We start from the raw sequence: 18,448 nt of genomic DNA, 5'->3' as shown, positions 1-18,448 counted from the left end.
GACTACATGTTGCGAATATAGATAATTATGTTGTTATATAAAAATAAAATTATAACGCTCGGGTGAGGCATGAATAAAAATAAACTGCTTGATTATTGTTCACCGCTGCTTAGCGGTGGATTGCTAGGTGTCATCGGCATCTCCATTATTTCTGCCTATGCCGCGCTGCTTTATCGTGGAGGAGCGGCGGGTTTTGTGCCGGTTGGTTTGGCAATGATGCTTCTGGGTACCGCCATGGCAACACTGATCGTGGCGAAATTTGGCCAGCAGCAAGGGGTTGTCATCGGGCCCGATGAGTCTTCGGTGATCATCCTTGCCGGATTGTTGACGTCATTGCCTATTGGTTCTTTGTCCGCCATGACACAGACCGTTTATATTGCCCTGCACCTGTTCATGACCACCATGATGGTGGGTTTTATTTTCCTGTTATTCGGTAAGTACAAACTGGGCAAGGTGGTGCGTTATATACCCCAGCCGGTGATCAGTGGTTTCATCCTGGGGTCTGGCGTATTGCTGTTGGTTGCCGGCCTTGGGTTGGCCGCAGACGAGCAATTGAGTTTCACTAGGGGGGCAGGCTGGGCGGCACTCTGGCTGCATTGGCCACAGCTGTTGCCGGCATTGTTGTTGGCCGGATTGTTGGTGTGGCTGCCGGGAAAATATACCTCACCCTACGTCTTCCCCGTGCTTGTCATTGCAAGCATTGCGCTGTTTTTCGGGTGTGTATTACTGACCGGCCAAGACCGGGATGCATTGGTCGCAGCAAAGCTACTGTTCCCTGCCGGACAAGCTGGAGTCGAGATCAACTTTACTGCCCTGTGGCATGAGCTGATTCGTGCCGATTTTTCCATTGTAATGTCATCGATGCCAACCATGATCGTGGTTGCCGTGGTGGCATTAATAACAGCATTGCTGCAGATGGTGACATTGGAACAGGCGCTGAAGCAGGACGTGGAGGAAAATCGCGAGTTGCTGGTGCATGGTGCCGGTAATTTGCTCGGTGGTATGCTGGGGAGCCTGCCGAATGTCGCTTTTATCGGCGATACTCTGCTCAATCGTGCTCTTTCGAAGAATGTGGTGTTTTCCAATTATGTGATTTCAGCAGTGATGCTGCTGGGCATATTCTTTGCCGGTGAGCTGATTTCCATTCTTCCGGTTTTTGTTCTGTCCGCATTGCTGCTTTTCTTCGGCATTAGCTTAATATTGGATACCTATCACAAGGCACAGGCCAGTGTAAGAAAGACCGATATCGGTATCGTGCTGGTAGTGGCTGGAGTGATCTGTTTTAGCGGGTTTGTTGAAGGGGCTGCCGTTGGTGTCGTGTTCGCCTCTATTATTTTCCTGATTGAATATAGCCGACTGGATGCCATTAGGTACAAGCTGGATGCTAAGACGTTCAGGAGCCGTGTCAGCCGTTCACAGGAGCAGCAACAATTATTGACCTCCTCAGATTGGCTAAGCGTTTATATCGTTGAAGGCTTTCTGTTCTTTGGTGGAGCGCAGCAACTTTCCGAAAAAATCAGGCATTCAAGCACGGGAGTGACTGGAAAAGTGCTGGTGGTGGATTTTCGGCATGTAAAGGGTGTAGATGCAACTGCGGTGGCGATGCTGGGAAAGTTGGCTGACTGGTGGTATGAGGCGGGGGGAAGTATCAAGTTTTCTGGCTGTTCTAGAACCTTGCTTACCCAGCTCTATGTGTTGAAAAAACAGGGGGTGCGATTTGTAAAAAGCCTGGATTTGGCTGTTCAGTTTGCAGAGGATGCCTACCTTGCAAAGTATGCTCCTGAGCAGCAGGTACATTCCTTGACTGATATGGCGGCACTGGCTCCATTTGTTGATCCGCACAACTATCAGGCAGGAGAGTTGATTATCCGACAGGGTGAACCCACCAAAGGTATTTTACTGTTAATGGCCGGAAGCGCCAGCGTACGTATCACCTTGGCCGATGGACGAAATTTGCGAGTTAAAAAATTCACCAGTGGCACAATTCTGGGTGAAATAAGTTATTACCTAAATGGATGTGCTGTGGCAAATGTTTATGCAAATGACCAAGTAGAAATTTGGCGAATTACACCAGCTAACCTAAGAAAGCTGGAGTTTGAGAATCCTGTGCTGGCAATACAGCTTCATAAATTCGTGGCTGCAATTCTTGCTTCTAGAATTGTAGATGGAAATGCATCCATCACTTTGGCTTCTTCTTAGCGTTTACGGACAAGTCCCGATGTCGCTGGGTAGTTGTCGGATCTCGGATGATCATCTGGGTAAACGCATCGTAGTTCAGGTCTGGAGAGCACTCAGCACGGCATGCCGCCTTTTGCCATGCCGCAGCCTATCATTGGCGGCCTGATAAAGCGGCCGAGTCTGGCAGAGCGTAAAAAAACCCTTACCGGATCCCAAGCCGGTAAGGGTGTCAACGCAGAGCAACAACAACAGAAGGGTCAATTACAGGCTAGGGAAGGCGAACTGCGACGCCTCGTGGCTGGCGCGTTGCGGCCAACGTTGGGTAATGGTCTTGCGCTTGGTGTAGAAGCGCACGCCGTCCGGGCCGTAGGCATGCAGGTCGCCGAACAGCGAACGCTTCCAGCCGCCGAAGCTGTGGTAGGCCACCGGTACCGGCAGCGGCACGTTGACGCCGACCATGCCCACTTCGATCTCGTCGCAGAACAGGCGCGCGGCTTCACCATCGCGGGTGAACAGGCAGGTGCCGTTGCCGTACTCGTGGTCGTTGATCAGCTGCATTGCTTCTTCCAGGCTGCCGACGCGCACGATGCACAGCACCGGCCCGAAGATTTCTTCCTGGTAGATGGTCATGTCGGTGGTCACGTTATCGAACAGCGTGCCGCCGACAAAGAAGCCGGATTCGCAGCCAGGCACTGACAGCTGGCGGCCATCGACCACCAGTGTGGCGCCCTGGGCCACGCCGCTGTCGATATAGCCTTTCACCTTGTCGCGCGCCGCACCGGTGACTAGCGGGCCCATATCCAGGCCGCAGGAGGTTCCGGCACCGATCTTCAGCGCCGCGATCTTCGGCACCAGTTTTTCTACCAGCTTGTCGGCCACCTGGTCGCCAACCGCCACCGCTACCGAAATCGCCATGCAGCGCTCGCCGCAGGAGCCATAGGCCGCGCCCATCAAGGCGTTGACGGTGTTGTCGAGATCGGCATCCGGCAGCACCACTGCGTGGTTCTTGGCACCGCCCAGAGCCTGCACGCGCTTGCCGCGCTTGGTGCCTTCCGAGTAGATGTACTCGGCAATCGGGGTGGAGCCGACAAAGCTCAGCGCCTTCACTTCCGGCGCCTCGATCAGCGCATCCACCGCGGCCTTGTCGCCATGCACCACGTTGATTACGCCCTTGGGCAGGCCGGCCTCATGCAGCAGCTGGGCAATGAACAGGGTGGAGCTGGGGTCGCGTTCGGACGGCTTCAGGATGAAGCAGTTGCCGCACACGATGGCCAGCGGGTACATCCACAGCGGTACCATGGCCGGGAAGTTGAACGGAGTGATGCCGGCGACCACGCCCAGCGGCTGGAAGTCGCTCCAGCTGTCGATGTTGGGGCCGACGTTGCGGTTGTACTCACCTTTCAGCAGTTCCGGTGCGCCGCAGGCGTATTCCACGTTCTCGATGCCGCGCTGCAGTTCGCCGATGGCATCTTCAATGGTCTTGCCGTGTTCTTCGCTGATCATGGCGGCGATCTTGTCGCGGTTGGTTTCCAGCAGCTGCTTGAAGCGGAACATCACCTGCGCACGCTTGGCCGGCGGGGTGTTGCGCCAGGCCGGGAACGCGGCCTTGGCTGCATCAATGGCGGCCTGGATGGTGGCCTGGTCGGCCAGCGCCACCTGGCGCACGGCCTCGCCGATGGACGGGTTGAACACCGGGGCGGTGCGGCCAACGTTGGTGACGAATTCACCATTGATCAGATGGGCGACGGTAGTCATGTCATTACTCTCCGGGATACAAAAAATCGGTTGCCTCCCCGTGCGGGGAGGGGGCTATCAGGCGGTCTGGTTCAGTACATCGCCGACGGCGTTGAATAGGGTGTCCAGTTGCTGCGCGGTGGTGTTGAAGGTAGGCCCGAACTGCAGGGTGTCGCCGCCAAAGCGTACGTAGAAACCGGCCTGCCACAGCTTGAGGCCGGCCTCGTACGGGCGGATGGCGGCATCGCCATCGCGTGCGGCCAGCTGGATAGCACCGGCCAGGCCGCAGTTGCGGATGTCCACCACGTGGCGGCTGCCCTTGAGGCTGTGCAGTTTTTCCTCGAATACCGGTGCCAGCGCAGCGGATTGTTCGATCAGCTGGTCGCGCTGCAGCAGCTCCAGAGTGGCCAGGCCGGCGGCGCAGGCGACCGGGTGGCCGGAGTAGGTGTAGCCGTGGGTGAACTCGATCATGTGCTCGGGCGTGCCCTGCTGCATGAAGGTGTTGTAGATCTCGCTGGAGGCGATCACGGCGCCCAGCGGAATGGCACCGTTGGTCACCTGCTTGGCGGTGTTGATGATGTCCGGGGTCACACCGAAGTACTCGGAACCGGTCCACTTGCCCATGCGGCCAAAGGCGGTGATCACTTCGTCGAAAATCAGCAGGATGCCGTGCTGGGTGCAGATCTCGCGCAGGCGCTGCAGGTAGCCCTGCGGCGGCACGATCACGCCGGCGGAGCCGGACATCGGCTCCACGATCACCGCGGCGATGTTGGATGCGTCATGCAGCTCGATCAGCTTCAGCAGTTCGTTGGCCAGCTCCACGCCGCCGGTTTCGGCCATGCCCTTGGTGAAGGCCATGCCCGGCTGCAGGGTGTGCGGCAGGTGGTCGGCATCCATCAGTTGGCCGTACAGCTTGCGGTTGCCGCCAATGCCGCCCAGCGCGGTACCGGCGATGTTCACGCCGTGGTAGCCACGGGCGCGGCCGATGAAGCGGGTCTTGCTCGGCTGGCCTTTCAGGCGCCAGTAGGCCTTGGCCATCTTCACCGCGGTATCGGCACATTCGGAGCCGGAGCCGGTGAACAGCACGTGGTTCAGGCCGTCCGGCATGATGCCGGCGATCTTGTCGGCCAGGCGGAAGGCCAGCGGGTGGCCGTACTGGAAGCCCGGTGCGTAGTCCAGGGTGCCCAGCTGGCGGGCGACTGCTTCCTGGATTTCCGGACGGTTGTGGCCGGCGCCACAGGTCCACAGGCCGGACAGGCTGTCGAAAATGCGGCGGCCCTTGTCATCGATAAAGTAGTTGTTCTCGGCGCCCACGATGATGCGCGGATCACGCTTGAACGCGCGGTTGGCCGAAAACGGCATCCACTGGGCATCGAGATTCAGATCGCTGACGGAAAATTGGTCGTTGCTGCTGTTCATGGCGTGGCTCCTGTGAGCGCTGTGTTGATGAGGCTATCTTGCACCAGGATTAAATATGAGTTAAATCACATCTTTCTCACGTCAAGTTGAGTGTTTTTAAAACATGAACAAGAAGGCATCCCTGGGCCAGGTCAGCGATTTCGATATCCGCCTGCTGCGCCTGTTCAAGACCGTGGTCGAGTGTGGTGGCTTCTCGGCGGCGGAGAGCGTGCTGGGCATCAGCCGCTCGGCGATCAGCCTGCACATGGGCGATCTGGAAAAGCGCCTCGGCATCCGCCTGTGCCAGCGCGGGCGTGCCGGGTTTGCGCTGACCGACGAGGGGCGCGAGGTGCTGCACGCCAGCCAGAGCCTGCTGGCGGCCATCGAAGGCTTCCGCAGCCAGGTGAATCAGCTGCACCAGCAGCTGCGCGGCGAGCTGAACATCGGCATCGTCAACAACCTGGTCACGCAGTCGCGCATGCGCATCACCCAGGCGCTGCGCGCGCTGAGCGAGCAGGGGCCGGGGGTGCGCATCAATATCGGCATGATGACGCCCAGCGATATCGAGCTGAAGGTGCTGGACGGCCAGCTGCACGTTGGCGTGGTGCCACTGGTCAGCCCGCTGGCCGGGCTGGACTACATCCCGCTGTACGACGAGCATTCGCTGCTGTACTGCGGCCTGGGCCACCCGCTGTTCGAGCGGACCGATGCCGATATCAGCGACGCCGACATCGCCGCCGCGCCGGCGGTGATACCGGGCTTTCGCCTGCCACCGGAGGCGCAGCAGTGCCAGCAGCAGCTCAGCGGCAGCGCCACCGCCAGTGACCGCGAGGGCATCGCCTTCCTGATCCTGACCGGGCGCTACATCGGCTACCTGCCGGACCACTTTGCCGCCAGCTGGGTGGCGCAGGGCAAGCTGCGCGCCATCCGCCCGCAGCAGCTGCACTACCAGGTGCCGCTGACGGTGGTGACGCGCAAGGGGCGACGGCCCAATCTGGTGCTGGAGAAATTCCTGGACGAGCTGGCGGTCAGCAGCGACTGAGACGGTGCGGGCGCTGAGCGTCAAGGGGGCGTTTACAAGGGGGCGTTTAACTGATGCGTAGCGCGCCGTTGCGGGCGTGCCTGGGCGGACGGTTTGGCGCAGCAGCTTGGCGATGGCGGCTACGTCCCGTGTGTCGCCGGTGATGCTCTGCTGGTGTTGCGGTGTTTCGCCCTCTGGCAGCAGTTGCAGTGCACCCTCACCGTCGCACGCCAGTTCTCCTGTGGCTGGCGCCAACCCGTTCATTTTTTGTCGAGCCGGAGGCGTCGCTGCCCTCGTTGCGTGAGGGACTGCTTGTAGGCGTGCTCGTTGCGGGTCTCGTACCAGGGAGAGGGAGGGGCTTGCTCACGCCGTCATGCTACCGGACGTACACAAGCCCCAATTGCTGCAACAAAACCGTTACAGGCTGACCGCCTCGCCGCTGCGGAACGCCTGGGTGATGGCCAGGCCAATGCGGGTGGCTTCGCGTGCGTCTGCCAGCGTGACCGGCGATGGGCGGTTTTCCCGGATGGTGTCCACGAAAACCTGTGCCTCGGTGACAAAGGCCTCGGCAAAGCGCTGGTAGAAGTCCTGCACGCATTCGTTGCGCACGCCGTGCGCATCGCTGATTTCCACCCGGTTGGCGCGCGGGTTGGCGCCCACCGTCAGGCGGCCTTCGGTGGCGAAGATTTCGGTGAGCGTCTCGTGGCCGTGGGCCTGGGTGCGCGAGGCGTAGAAGCAGGCCAGCTGGCCGCCTTCGAACTCGCACATTGCCACGCCGTTGTCCACGTCCTGGTGCTCGGCCAGCGCCGGGTGCAGCGCATTGGTGCCGGTGGCCCAGACCCGTTTCGGTTGCGGGTTGCCCAGCAGCCAGCGCGCGAGGTCGATGTCGTGGATGCTGCAATCCATGAAGATGCCGCCGCTGCTGGCGGAGAAGCGCACGAAGAAGCCGGATTCGTCGTTACGGTCGCAGGTCTGCGAGCGCAACAGGTAGGGGCGGCCGACGCTGCCGGCGGCCAGTTTGTCGGCGGCGTCGCGGTAGCTGGCATCGAAGCGGCGTACGAAGCCGATCATCACTTTCAGCTGCGGGTGACGCGCAGCTTCTTCCTCCACCGCCAGGCAGTCTTCCACGTTCAGTGCCAGCGGCTTTTCGCAGAACACGTGCTTGCCGGCCTTCAGCGCGGCAATGATCTGTTCGGCGTGCAGCGAGGTGGGGGTCACCAGGAATACTGCATCGACATTGCTGTCTTGCAGTACCGCGTCGTAGTCCTGATACAGGGTGATGCCGGGCAGGGCGGTGGCGGCCCAGTCGCGTTCCTCGGCGACCGGGCTGCAGGCGGCAACGAGTTGCGCGCCGTGGGTTTGTTGCAGGTTGGCCGCATGGCGGCGGCCGAGGCGGCCGAGGCCGACGATGGCGATACGTACTGTAGTCACGGGTCTGTCCTTATGCATTGGGTGCCAGCCTTGCTTGCGGCAAGCGCGGCGCTGCCGTTCCTATCGTCCATGAGCGGCTATGCAGGCCGCTGTCACGCGACAGTTCCGGGCTTGTCTGAGGTTGCAAGCAGGTATGGCAATGATTTACAGGGCGATGACGCGGCCTTCTTGCCACGAGCGGGTGGCGGCGTCGGCCAGTTCCAGCGCCTTCACGCCATCCTGCACCGTGGTGCGCGGCGTTTCGCCCTGGGTGATGACGCGGAAGAAGTGCGCCATCTCGCCGGCGTAAGCGGCCTGGTAGCGTTCCAGGAAGAAGTGTTCCGGCAGGTCGGTGCTGACCTGCTTGTTGCCAAAGGCGGTCACTTCGGTCGGGCGGTGATTGCCGGCCTGCAGCATGCCGAGGCTGCCCTGCACCTCGAAGCGCTGGTCGTAGCCGTAGGCGGCGCGGCGGGTGGTGTTGATCTGGCACAGGCGGCCGCTCCTGGTGCGCAGCGTCACCGCGGTGCAGTCGGCATCGCCGGCATCGGCGATGGCCGGGTCGGTCAGCACGCTGGCGCTGGCGTGCACGCTTACCACCTCATCGGCCAGGATCCAGCGGCAGATGTCGAAGTCGTGGATCAGCATGTCCTTGAAGATGCCGCCGGAGCGCTTGATGTAGTCCACCGGCGGAGCGCCCGGGTCGCGGCTGGTGACGATGAGCATTTCCGGGCTGCCGATCTCGCCGGCGTCGATGCGCGCTTTCACCGCGGCGAAGGTCGGGTCGTAGCGGCGCTGGAAGCCGATCAGGCACGGCACCTTGGCCGCAGCCACCGCGGCGGCGCAGTCGCGGGCACGGGCCAGATCCAGATCGACCGGCTTCTCGCAGAAGATGGCCTTGCCGGCGCCGGCGGCGCGCAGGATCAGCTCGGCGTGGGTGTCGGTGCTGCTGGCGATGATGACGGCGCCGACGCTGCTATCGTTCAGCGCGGTGTCGGTGTCGGTCACGCTGGCGCCGTACTGTTCGGCCAGCGCGGCGGCGGACGGGGCGTGGGTATCCACCACGTATTTCAGGCGCACGCCTTGGTGCGCAAACAGGTTGGCCGCGTGAATCTTGCCGATACGGCCAGCGCCGAACAGGGCTACGTCGATCATGGTGGTCTCCGGGAAATTATCAGCCTCGCGCAGACCATTCTGCGCTGACACCCGTTGCGGGTGGGCCTGTGTTGTCAGCGCAGTATATGTTTAGAAATAAATTTCTCAAATAGTAATTCAATAGAAAATTTTGACTGGCTGTTTCTTGTACCTGTCACGCAACAGCGCACCGGCCGCCGTCACCCTGACAGGGATCGCGCGGCAGCCGGCGGCGGTTTTATCGCTTAGCGCGGATAGAACGCCGGGCGCTCGCCCATGCTGATGGTTTCGACCTGGCGCGTTTCCTGTGCCTTGACGCAGGCGTCGGCGGCCACGGCGGCGGCGTAGCCGTCCCAGGCCGACGGGCCGGTGAGCTGGCCGTCACGAATGCCGTTGATGAAGGCTTGCAGTTCCACGTCGTAGGCGTCGATGAAGCGCTGTTTCCAGTCGGTGAGGATGGTGGTGCCCAGCCGCGCTTCGCTGCGCAGCAGCACGCTGACCGGCTCCGGCAGGTTGGCAATGCCGCTTTCACCCACCACCGAGCACTGGATGTCGTAGCCGTACTGGCAGTTGACGAAGATTTCCACGTCGATGCGCACGCCGCGGGTAGTTTCCAGCAGCACGATCTGCGGGTCGGCCAGGTGCGAGCTGGCGTGGCTGGTCTTGCGCGGGAACACCACCTGCGCGGACACGTAGTCGTCGTCCAGCAGCCAGCGCAGCACGTCCAGCTCGTGGATCAGGGTGTCGGTGATCGCCATCGGCGTGGTGTAGCTGTCGCCCACCGTCGGGTTGCGGTGTGCGCAGTGCAGCATCAGCGGCGCGCCGATCTTGCCGCTGGTAATCACGTCTTTCAGCGCGCGGTAGCCGGCGTCGTACGGGCGCATGAAACCGACTTGCACCAGGCGCTTGCCGTGGGCGATTTCGGCGTCGACGATGCGGCGGCAGCCTTCGGCGGTCACCGCCAGCGGCTTCTCGCAGAACACCGGCTTGCCCTTGGCGATGGCGGCCAGCACGAACTCTTCATGCGTCGGGCCCCAGGAGGTCACCAGCACCGCCTGTACCGCCGGGTCGGCCACCAGTGCATGGGCATCGGTGTGCACGATGGCGTCCAGCTGGTAGCGCGCCACGGTGTCACGTGCCTGTTGCGGGTTGATGTCGTTCACCGCCACCACGCGGGCGCCGGACAGCGCCTGGGTGATTCTGCGGATGTGGTCCTGGCCGATGGCACCGGTGCCGATTACGCCGATTTGCAGTGTCATGATCTGTTCTCTCTATGTGGTTGTTGGTGTTGTTGCTGTCGGGTCAAGGTTGGCCGCAGCGCTTGCGGCCAACCTTGTTGTGTTGCGGCTCAGGTCAGCGAGTGGCGGATGTAGTCCATGCTGCTGCGCAGCAGCGCCTCGCTGTCGGCCGCTTCCATGATCTCGGCGGCGAACGGCTCGAACGACACCACGCCGTCGTAGCCGCGCTGCAGCAGGATGGCCAGCTGGCGCAGGTTGCCCAGGCGGTCGGCATCACCGACCAGCACGCGGTGGCCGTCACGCATCTGGTTGTCGGCCAGCTCGGTCGATTCCACGCCGGAGATGTGCACCAGGCCGGTCAGCTCCGGATAGAAGATGTCTTCGCCGGACAGGTGGTGGTGGAAGGTGTCGTGCACCAGTTGGTAGTGGCGCTCGCCGGCGGCATCGAAAATCGCTTTCACCGCGTCGGACTTGCGACGCAGCGAGCATTCCTCGAAGCCCAGCGGTTCCACCAGACCGGTAATGCCGTGGTCGTCCAGGATCGGGCGCAGCTGCTTCAGCGCGCTGACCAGGTCGCGGTAGCGCTCGCTGGCGCTGCGCTTGTCTTCCCAGCTGTTGAGCGGGCACATCACCAGCGCCTCGGCGCCGCAGTCGCGGGCGTAGGCGGCCAGCTTCACCGCGCGCGCCTGCAGGTCGGCATCGAATACATCGAACGGGTACAGCGCGTTGATGGAGCGGATGCGGATGTTGGCGGCCTGCGCGGCGTCGCGGATGGCGGCCGGGTCGGTGCCGTCGCTGATTTCCACGCCGTTCAGGTCGTTGCGGATCTCGATGGTGGATACGCCCAGGCGCTGGCACATGGCCAGGTAGTCCTGGAACGACAGGCGCGGTGCGCTGATGCGGTTGATGGCAAAGTCGATGCGGCTCATGTTCGGTGTCTCCTTCTGGTTTTCGGGCAAAGCGGGGCCAGCCCCGTGGCGGCACGGGGAGGTCTAAACAGAGCACGGCTCACAAAACCCAATGCAATGGCTGAGGCAAGGCGCGCCGCCGCAGGCAGTACAACTAGTACGACAAGGCGGCGCAACGCAGCATCAGGGGTTTTGTGAGTGGTGCCTTAGCGTTGGTACTTGTCGAGGTAGCGCTGGATCTCTTTGCGCATGAAGCGCGAGGACTCGTCGGCGCGTTCTTCCCACGCAAACACGCAGGACGACAGCACGCCGTCGAAGCCGATCTCGGCCAGGGTGGCGAAGAACACGTCCCAGTCGATCTCTCCCTCGCCGATGTTCAGGTGCTGGTGCACGCGGATGTGGCTGGATCCCGGCGGGTTGACGATGTAGCGCAGCTGCGAGCTGGCCTTGTGGTTGAAGGTGTCGGCCACGCGCACGTGCGCCAGCACCGGCGCGGCGTCACGCAGCATGGCGGCCATGTCGTCGCCGTAGTAGAAGGTGTGCGGCGCGATGTAGGACAGCTTGACCTTGTCCGAGCCGAGCACGCGCACGATGTCCAGCGCCGGGGCCAGGGTTTCCACCCAGTCCTCCGGGTGCGGCTCCACCGACAGGGTGATGTCTTCGCGCTCGAAGATCGGCAGCAGCTCTTCCATCGAGCGCCACCACGCGGCCTCGCACATTTCCTTGGTGTTGGCGCCGGCACCCTGGCCGACCGAGCGCTCCGGCGAGGCGCCACGGCCGAATTCGGAGATCATCAGCCGGCAGTCCATTTCCACCGCCACTTCGATGGCTTTTTTCCAGCACTTCATCGCCCACTGCCGCTCGTCCTCGAACGGACTGGCCCAGCGGTACATCGGCTGCAGGGTGGAAAGGCCGACGCCATGGTCGCGCAACGCACGCTTGAACTCGGCGATGCGCTGTTTGTGGGCGCGCGGCATCACCCACCAGTCGAGGAAGTCGGCGCGCGGTGCCAGCTCGATCTGGTCGTAGCCCAGCTCGGCGGTTTTCTTCACCAGCTCCGGCAGCGGCAGGTGGCGGTACATATAGGGGTCGAGTGCAATTTTCATGATGGTCTCCTCCGGTTTTTAGTGTTGGCCACACCCTGTGTCGGGGGCTGGTGTTAGCTAAATCTAGAGGCCGTCAACAGAAATGGCAGCACTGTTGTTGACGATAAATCGTCAAAATGGGTGGTGGCCCGGATAAGCCGCAGGCGCATCCGGAGCCGGTTTGTCCGTAACATGGAAAAAAGTGTTGGCCGCCCGCGCCGGAAGGCATGCGGCCAACGTTGCATGACGCCACCACCATTACCAGGGAAGCACGCATGGATACACCTCCCCGCCGCAAGAAAAGCGCGCGCTTTATCGAAATCGCTGAGCTTGCCGGTGTCAGCACTGCCACCGTGGACCGGGTGCTGAACGAGCGCGGCAGCGTGTCGGCACGGGCGCGGGCGCAGGTGGTGGCCGCGGCGCGCCAGTTGGGCGTGCCGCGGCTGTTGCCGGAAACGCGGCACGGGCTGATCCACATCGATATCGTGTTGCCGGACAACCGCTCGCCGTTCTTCCAGCGCCTCAATCTGGCGCTGCAGCGCGGGGTGGCGATGCTGGACAAGCGGCTGGTGGTGCACCGCATCTGGACGCCGGACCAGGACGAGGCGGCACTGCTGCGCGCCATCACCCAGCGCCGGCACCAGCGCCAGGCGCTGATCGTGTCGGCACCGGACACGCCCGCGGTGCGGCTGGCACTGCAGCAGGCACGGGCGCGCGGCGAGCATATCGCCATGGTAGTGACGCGGGTGGACGAGGTGCCGGACGCGGCTTACGTCGGCATCGACAACTACGCCGCCGGCCGCACTGCCGGCTATCTGCTGGGGCGGCTGTGCCGCAAGGTTGGCCGCATCCTGCTGCTGAGTAGCCGCCGCGACTACCGTGGCCACATCGAGCGCAGCAGCGGTTGCCGCGATGTGCTGGCGGCGCAGTTTCCGGAGCTGGAATGCGATGCGCACAGCAGCGAAACCCACGACGATCCGGACAAGTGCTACTGGGCGGTGAGCCAGGCCTTCCAGCGCGGCGACGTGATTGCCGGCATCTACAATACCGGGGCCGGTTCGCCCGGTATTGAGGCGGCGCTGCGGCGCTTTGCGCTGGACAAGGTGTGCTGGGTGACGCACGAGATTTCCGACGACCACCGGCTGTATATGCAGCAGGGGCTGCTGGACGTGGTGATCGACCAGGACCCGGACACGCAGGCCATCCGCGCGCTGCAGCATGTGCTGGCGGCGCTGGAGATGGCGCCGGCGGATGCCGCGGCGTCGGCGGCCGGCGAGTTCCGGCTGTATCTGCCGGAGAACATGGGACAGCAGCCTTATCTGGGCTGATGGCTGGCACAGGCGCAAGCGGCGTTGCGAAATTAATTTCTATTGATTTAAATTTAAGAAAATATTTTGCAAAATGACGCCGTTCCTATATCGTGAGCAGGTAGCCGCACGCTGACGGCGGCGTAACGGCCCACGGCAGGCCGCATGGACAAGGAGACAAAGGTGAAGACAGTACGCTTGACGGTGGCCCAGGCGCTGGTGCGCTATCTGGCCGCGCAGTATGTGGAGGCAGAGGACGGTACGCGCGAGCAGCTTTTTGGCGGGGTGTGGGCCATTTTCGGCCACGGTAACGTGGCGGGTCTTGGCGAGGCGCTGTACGCGATGCGCGACGCGCTGCCGACTTTCCGCGCCCACAACGAGCAGGGCATGGCGCTGGCCGCCGCCGCCTATGCCAAGGCGCACTTCCGCCGCCGCATGATGGCGGTGACCACCTCGATCGGGCCCGGCTGCAACAACCTGGTGACCGCCGCGGCCACCGCGCACGTCAACCGTTTGCCGATGCTGCTGCTGCCGGGCGACATCTTCATCACCCGCGCGCCAGACCCGGTGCTGCAGCAGGTGGAAGACTTCCACGACGGTGGCGTGTCCGCCGCCGACACCCTGCGCCCGGTCTCGCGCTATTTCGACCGCATCGTGGTGCCGGAGCAACTGCTGACCGCGCTGCCGCGCGCCATCGCCTACCTGACCGACCCGGCGCTGTGTGGCCCGGTGACGCTGGCGTTGCCGCAGGACGTGCAGGCGCTGGCGCATGACTGGCCGGAATCGTTCTTTAACGAACGCACCATCCGCTTCCGCCAGCCGCCGGCCGAGGCCGCCGAAGTGGCGGAGCTGGCCGAGATCCTGAAAAACGCCAAGCGGCCGCTGATCGTCACCGGCGGCGGCGTGCTGTACAGCCAGGGCGGCGTGGCCGCGCTGCGCCGGTTTGCCGACAAGCACGGCATTCCGGTGGGCGAGACCCACGGCGGCAAGGGTGCGCTGGCGTGGGATCACCCGCTGCTGGCCGGCTCCATCGGCGTCACCGGTTCGCCGGCGGCCAACGCGCTGGCGCAGGACGCCGACGTGGTGCTGGCGGTCGGCACCCGGCTGCAGGATTTCACCACCGGCTCGCACACGCTGTACGCGCAGGCCAAACTGCTGTCGATCAACGTCAACACCTTCGACGCCATCAAGTGGGGCGGCTGCAGCATCCAGGCCGATGCCACCGCTGGCCTGACGGCGCTGTCCGCCGCGCTGGGCGACTGGCACAGCGAGGCGGCGTGGGATACGCAGGCGCGTCGCCTGTGCGACGCCTGGCGTCGTCAGGTGGCCGAGATCGTGGTCAGCTCGCGCGCGGCACTGCCGACCTATGCCGAGGCCATCGGTGCGGTGCAGGCGTCGGCGGCCGATTCTGCGGCCAACGATATTGTCGTGTGCGCGGCGGGCACCCTGCCGGCCGAGCTGCACAAGCTGTGGCGCACCAGCCGCCCGGGTGGCTACCACATGGAGTACGGCTACTCCTGCATGGGTTATGAAGTGGCCGGCGGCCTGGGCGCCAAGATGGCGCAGCCGGAGCGCGAGGTGATCGTGATGGTGGGCGACGGCAGCTACATGATGCTCAACAACGAGCTGGCCACTTCGGTGATGCTGGGGCACAAGATCATCGTGGTGCTGCTGGACAACGCCGGCTACGCCTGCATCAACCGCCTGCAGCAGGCCTGCGGCGGGGTGCAGTTCAACAATATGTACGAGCACTGCCTGACCGGGCCGGACGGCGCGCCGACCATCGACTTCGAAATGAACGCCCGCTCGCTGGGGGCGGAGGCGGAGACGGTGCATACCGTCGCCGAGTTTGCCGAGGCGATGCAGCGCGCGCGCGCGTCGAAGAAGAGCTATCTGATCAGCCTGCAGGTGGACGGCCCGCAGTGCACGCCGGAAGGCGGCAGCTGGTGGCAGGTGGGCATTCCCGAGGTATCGGAGCGCAGCGAGGTGAACGCGGCACGCGAGCGCTTTGAGGAGGCGGTGCGAAAGCAGCGCGTCTGAGAGGGCGCCTGAGTGTCGGCGACTGACGGTCGTCTTGTCCCGCGAGGCGGGTCGCCCAGCGATGGGCGGCCCGCTTGTTTTTTGCGGCCAACCTTGCCCCGTCAAGGTTGGCCGCAAGCGCTTGTCGCGATGGGGAAGACGGCTGTTTTGTGTCGCTGCCGGTGGGCGGGTCGTCCGAGGCACGAAGCACGGTGTGGCGGCTTTGTAGAAATAAATTTCTACTTAAATTTTTATGTGAAATTTTATTTGCAATTGTCGGCGGCAACACTTATCGTAGCAATACGGATTTGGCAACACGGATTTGCCGAAGACGCTACCGGGCTTGTCTGCCACTGGCACGGCAATCAGCGGCCCGGTAGCAAATCAAAAAAACACAGGAGACACACCGATGAAACGTATTACCAAGCTTGCTGGTTCTGCCGTATTCGTTGCACTGGCCACCGCCGCCATGCCTGCCTCTGCCGCCAAGATCGGCGTCACCATGTCGGCCTTCGACGACAACTTCCTGACCGTACTGCGCAACAGCATGAAGTCGCACGCCGGCAGCCAGAAGGATGTCAGCGTCCAGTTCGAAGATGCGCAGAACGACATCGGTCGTCAGATCTCCCAGGTACAGAACTTCATCGCCCAGCGCGTGGACGCCATCGTGGTGAACGTGGTGGATACCGAAGTGACCCCGAAGATCACCAAGATGGTGTCGGCAGCCGGCATCCCGCTGGTGTACGTGAACCGCCTGCCGGCCGACCGTGTGCTGCCGGCCAAGGTGGCGTTCGTCGGTTCCAACGAGGTGGAATCTGGCACCCTGCAGATGAAAGAGGTGTGCCGTCAGATGAACGGCAAGGGCAACATCGTGGTGATGATGGGCGACCTGTCCAACCAGGCCGCCCGCATGCGCACCAAGGACGTGGAAGACGTGATCGCCTCCCCGGCGTGCAAGGGCATCAAGATCGTGGAGAAGCAGACCGCCAAGTGGTCGCGCACCGAAGGCCGCGACCTGATGATGAACTGGCTCAGCGCCGGCGTGAAATTTGACGCGGTGGTGTCCAACAACGACGAAATGGCGCTGGGCGCGATCCAGGCACTGAAATCCGCCAAGCGCCTGAACGGCACCATCGTTGCCGGCGTGGACGCCACCCGCGACGCGCTGACCGCGATGAAGGCGGGCGAGTTGAAGGTGACCGTGTTCCAGAATGCCGCCGGCCAGGGCCGTGGCGCCATCGACACCGCGCTGAAGCTCGGCCGCGGCGAGAAGGTACCACCGATGAACTACATCCCGTTCGAGCTGGTGACGCCGGCCAACCTGAAATCCTACGAAGCGCGTAACTGATTGTCTGTGTTGCCGCGGCGGGGGCAGGCGACCCGCCGCGGCGCTGCAAAGGAACACGAGTCATGTTGAATTTAGCACCAGAGCAAGTTGGCGCCGCGGCTGTCAAGGCCGCAGCAGCATCACAGCCGGAAGCGACCCTGCTGATCGAAGTGGAAGGTGTACGCAAGACGTTTCCGGGTGTGGTGGCGCTGGATAATGCCTCCTTCCGCCTGCGTCCGGGCACCGTGCATGCGCTGATGGGCGAGAACGGCGCCGGCAAATCCACGCTGATGAAAATCCTGGCTGGCGTACAGCCGCCGGACAAGGGGGTGTTCCGCCTGCGTGGTCGCGACATCGCGCTGAAGTCGCCGCTGGATGCGCTGGAGCAGGGTATCGCCATGATCCATCAGGAGCTGAACCTGATGTCGTACATGAGCGTCGCCGAGAACATCTGGATTCGCCGCGAGCCGCTGAACCGTCTGGGTATGGTCGATCACGGCCGGATGAACCAGATGACGCGCGATCTGCTGCAACAGCTTTCGATCGATCTCGATCCGGAAAGCAACATTATTGATCTGAGTATTTCCGAACGCCAGATGGTGGAGATCGCCAAGGCGGTGTCCTACGACTCCGACGTGCTGATCATGGACGAGCCGACCTCGGCGCTGACCGAGCACGAGGTGTCGCACCTGTTCCGCATCATTCGCGAGCTGCGCGCGGCGGGCAAGGGCATCATCTACATCACCCACAAGATGAACGAGCTGTCGGAGATCGCCGACGAAGTGACGGTGTTCCGCGATGGACGCTACATCGGCTGCATGCAGACCGAACGGCTGGAGCGCGACGAGATCATCCGCATGATGGTTGGCCGCGAGGTTACCGACATGTTCCCCAAGGAGCCCGCCAAGATCGGCGACGTGGCGCTGAAAGTGCAGGGCCTGACGCTGGACGGCGTGTTCAGTGACGTGAGTTTCGAGGTGCGCCAGGGCGAGATCCTGGGCGTCGCCGGCCTGATCGGTTCCGGCCGCAGCAACGTGGCGGAGACGCTGTTCGGCGTGACCCCGGCCAGCAGCGGCAGCATCACCATCTTCGGCAAGGAGGTGCGCGTCGATTCGCCGCAGGTGGCGATGGCACAGGGCATGGCCTTCCTCACCGAAGACCGCAAGGACACCGGCTGTTTCCTCAACCTCAGCATCCTGGAAAACATGCAGATCGCGGTGCTGAACGACGATCACATGACCGCCGGCTTTGTACGCCAGAAGGCGATTAACGAGCTGTGCGAGAACATGTCCGCCACCTTGCGGGTGAAGGCGCCGGGGCTGTACGAGCGGGTGGAGAACCTGTCCGGCGGCAACCAGCAGAAGGTGCTGATCGGCCGCTGGCTGCTGACCAACCCGCGCATCCTGATCCTGGACGAACCGACCCGCGGCATCGACGTGGGCGCCAAGGCCGAGATCCACCGCCTGGTTTCCAGACTGGCCGGGCAGGGTCTGGCCGTGATCATGATTTCGTCGGAGCTGCCGGAAGTGCTGGGTATGAGCGACCGCGTGATGGTGATGCATGAAGGACGGGTGACCGGCATTCTGGACCGCAGCGAAGCGGACCAGGTCAGCATCATGCAACTGGCTGCCCGTTAAGTGAGCCCGGCACTGGCGAACGACAACTGAAGAAGTTACGCACTGCACGCAGTGC

At 62.8% G+C, this 18,448-nt stretch carries 13 protein-coding genes; 6 read left to right on the top strand and 7 right to left on the bottom strand.

The window, feature by feature from the left end:
• Positions 1–69 precede the first annotated feature (69 nt).
• Positions 70–2,199, top strand: a complete 2,130-nt coding sequence (locus tag PQU96_RS05710; RefSeq protein ID WP_272771280.1) for an SLC26A/SulP transporter family protein — start codon at positions 70–72, stop codon at positions 2,197–2,199.
• A gap of 240 nt (positions 2,200–2,439) precedes the next feature.
• Here the strand turns inward: PQU96_RS05710 and PQU96_RS05705 are convergent, their stop codons facing one another.
• Together PQU96_RS05705 and aptA are read right to left on the bottom strand one after the other, a co-directional pair.
• Positions 2,440–3,933 carry a CoA-acylating methylmalonate-semialdehyde dehydrogenase gene (locus PQU96_RS05705; protein WP_272771279.1) on the bottom strand — a complete coding sequence of 498 codons (1,494 nt, stop codon included), beginning with the start codon at positions 3,931–3,933 and terminating at the stop codon, positions 2,440–2,442.
• 57 nt (positions 3,934–3,990) lie between these two features.
• Positions 3,991–5,331: an omega-aminotransferase AptA gene (gene aptA / locus PQU96_RS05700; protein ID WP_272771278.1), complete on the bottom strand. Its 1,341-nt coding sequence runs from the start codon at positions 5,329–5,331 to the stop codon at positions 3,991–3,993.
• A 103-nt stretch (positions 5,332–5,434) separates the two neighbouring features.
• Here aptA and PQU96_RS05695 point away from each other — a divergent pair, with 103 nt between their 5' ends.
• A complete protein-coding gene (locus PQU96_RS05695; protein ID WP_272771277.1) occupies positions 5,435–6,352 on the top strand; it encodes a LysR family transcriptional regulator in 918 nt (305 codons plus the stop codon).
• Between the two features lie 396 nt (positions 6,353–6,748).
• Here the strand turns inward: PQU96_RS05695 and PQU96_RS05690 are convergent, their stop codons facing one another.
• The 5 genes from PQU96_RS05690 to PQU96_RS05670 form a co-directional block, all read right to left on the bottom strand.
• Entirely contained in the window at positions 6,749–7,762 is a 1,014-nt protein-coding gene (locus PQU96_RS05690) for a Gfo/Idh/MocA family oxidoreductase (protein WP_272771276.1), read from the bottom strand.
• 144 nt (positions 7,763–7,906) lie between these two features.
• Positions 7,907–8,893: an inositol 2-dehydrogenase gene (gene iolG, locus PQU96_RS05685; RefSeq protein WP_272771275.1), complete on the bottom strand. Its 987-nt coding sequence runs from the start codon at positions 8,891–8,893 to the stop codon at positions 7,907–7,909.
• A 224-nt stretch (positions 8,894–9,117) separates the two neighbouring features.
• On the bottom strand, positions 9,118–10,131 hold the full coding sequence (gene iolG, locus PQU96_RS05680) for a bifunctional inositol 2-dehydrogenase/D-chiro-inositol 1-dehydrogenase (RefSeq protein WP_272771274.1): 1,014 nt from the start codon (positions 10,129–10,131) through the stop codon (positions 9,118–9,120).
• An 89-nt stretch (positions 10,132–10,220) separates the two neighbouring features.
• Complete coding sequence (locus tag PQU96_RS05675; protein WP_272771273.1) at positions 10,221–11,039, bottom strand: TIM barrel protein; 819 nt, start codon at positions 11,037–11,039, stop codon at positions 10,221–10,223.
• 185 nt (positions 11,040–11,224) lie between these two features.
• A complete protein-coding gene (locus PQU96_RS05670) occupies positions 11,225–12,124 on the bottom strand; it encodes a sugar phosphate isomerase/epimerase family protein (protein WP_272771272.1) in 900 nt (299 codons plus the stop codon).
• 254 nt (positions 12,125–12,378) lie between these two features.
• Here PQU96_RS05670 and PQU96_RS05665 point away from each other — a divergent pair, with 254 nt between their 5' ends.
• The 4 genes from PQU96_RS05665 (at position 12,379) to PQU96_RS05650 (ending at position 18,393) form a co-directional block, all read left to right on the top strand.
• A complete protein-coding gene (locus PQU96_RS05665) occupies positions 12,379–13,431 on the top strand; it encodes a LacI family DNA-binding transcriptional regulator (RefSeq protein ID WP_272771271.1) in 1,053 nt (350 codons plus the stop codon).
• A gap of 162 nt (positions 13,432–13,593) precedes the next feature.
• Positions 13,594–15,450 carry a 3D-(3,5/4)-trihydroxycyclohexane-1,2-dione acylhydrolase (decyclizing) gene (iolD, locus tag PQU96_RS05660; RefSeq protein ID WP_272771270.1) on the top strand — a complete coding sequence of 619 codons (1,857 nt, stop codon included), beginning with the start codon at positions 13,594–13,596 and terminating at the stop codon, positions 15,448–15,450.
• A gap of 388 nt (positions 15,451–15,838) precedes the next feature.
• Positions 15,839–16,777: a sugar ABC transporter substrate-binding protein gene (locus PQU96_RS05655; RefSeq protein ID WP_272771269.1), complete on the top strand. Its 939-nt coding sequence runs from the start codon at positions 15,839–15,841 to the stop codon at positions 16,775–16,777.
• A 62-nt stretch (positions 16,778–16,839) separates the two neighbouring features.
• The gene (locus tag PQU96_RS05650; RefSeq protein ID WP_272771268.1) at positions 16,840–18,393 is read left to right on the top strand and encodes a sugar ABC transporter ATP-binding protein; all 1,554 of its coding nucleotides are present in this window, start codon (positions 16,840–16,842) and stop codon (positions 18,391–18,393) included.
• The last annotated feature ends 55 nt before the right edge of the window (positions 18,394–18,448 follow it).

The organism is Vogesella margarita, from assembly GCF_028548475.1.
GTDB lineage: Bacteria > Pseudomonadota > Gammaproteobacteria > Burkholderiales > Chromobacteriaceae > Vogesella > Vogesella margarita.
This window is presented reverse-complemented; position numbering and strand designations above follow the sequence as displayed.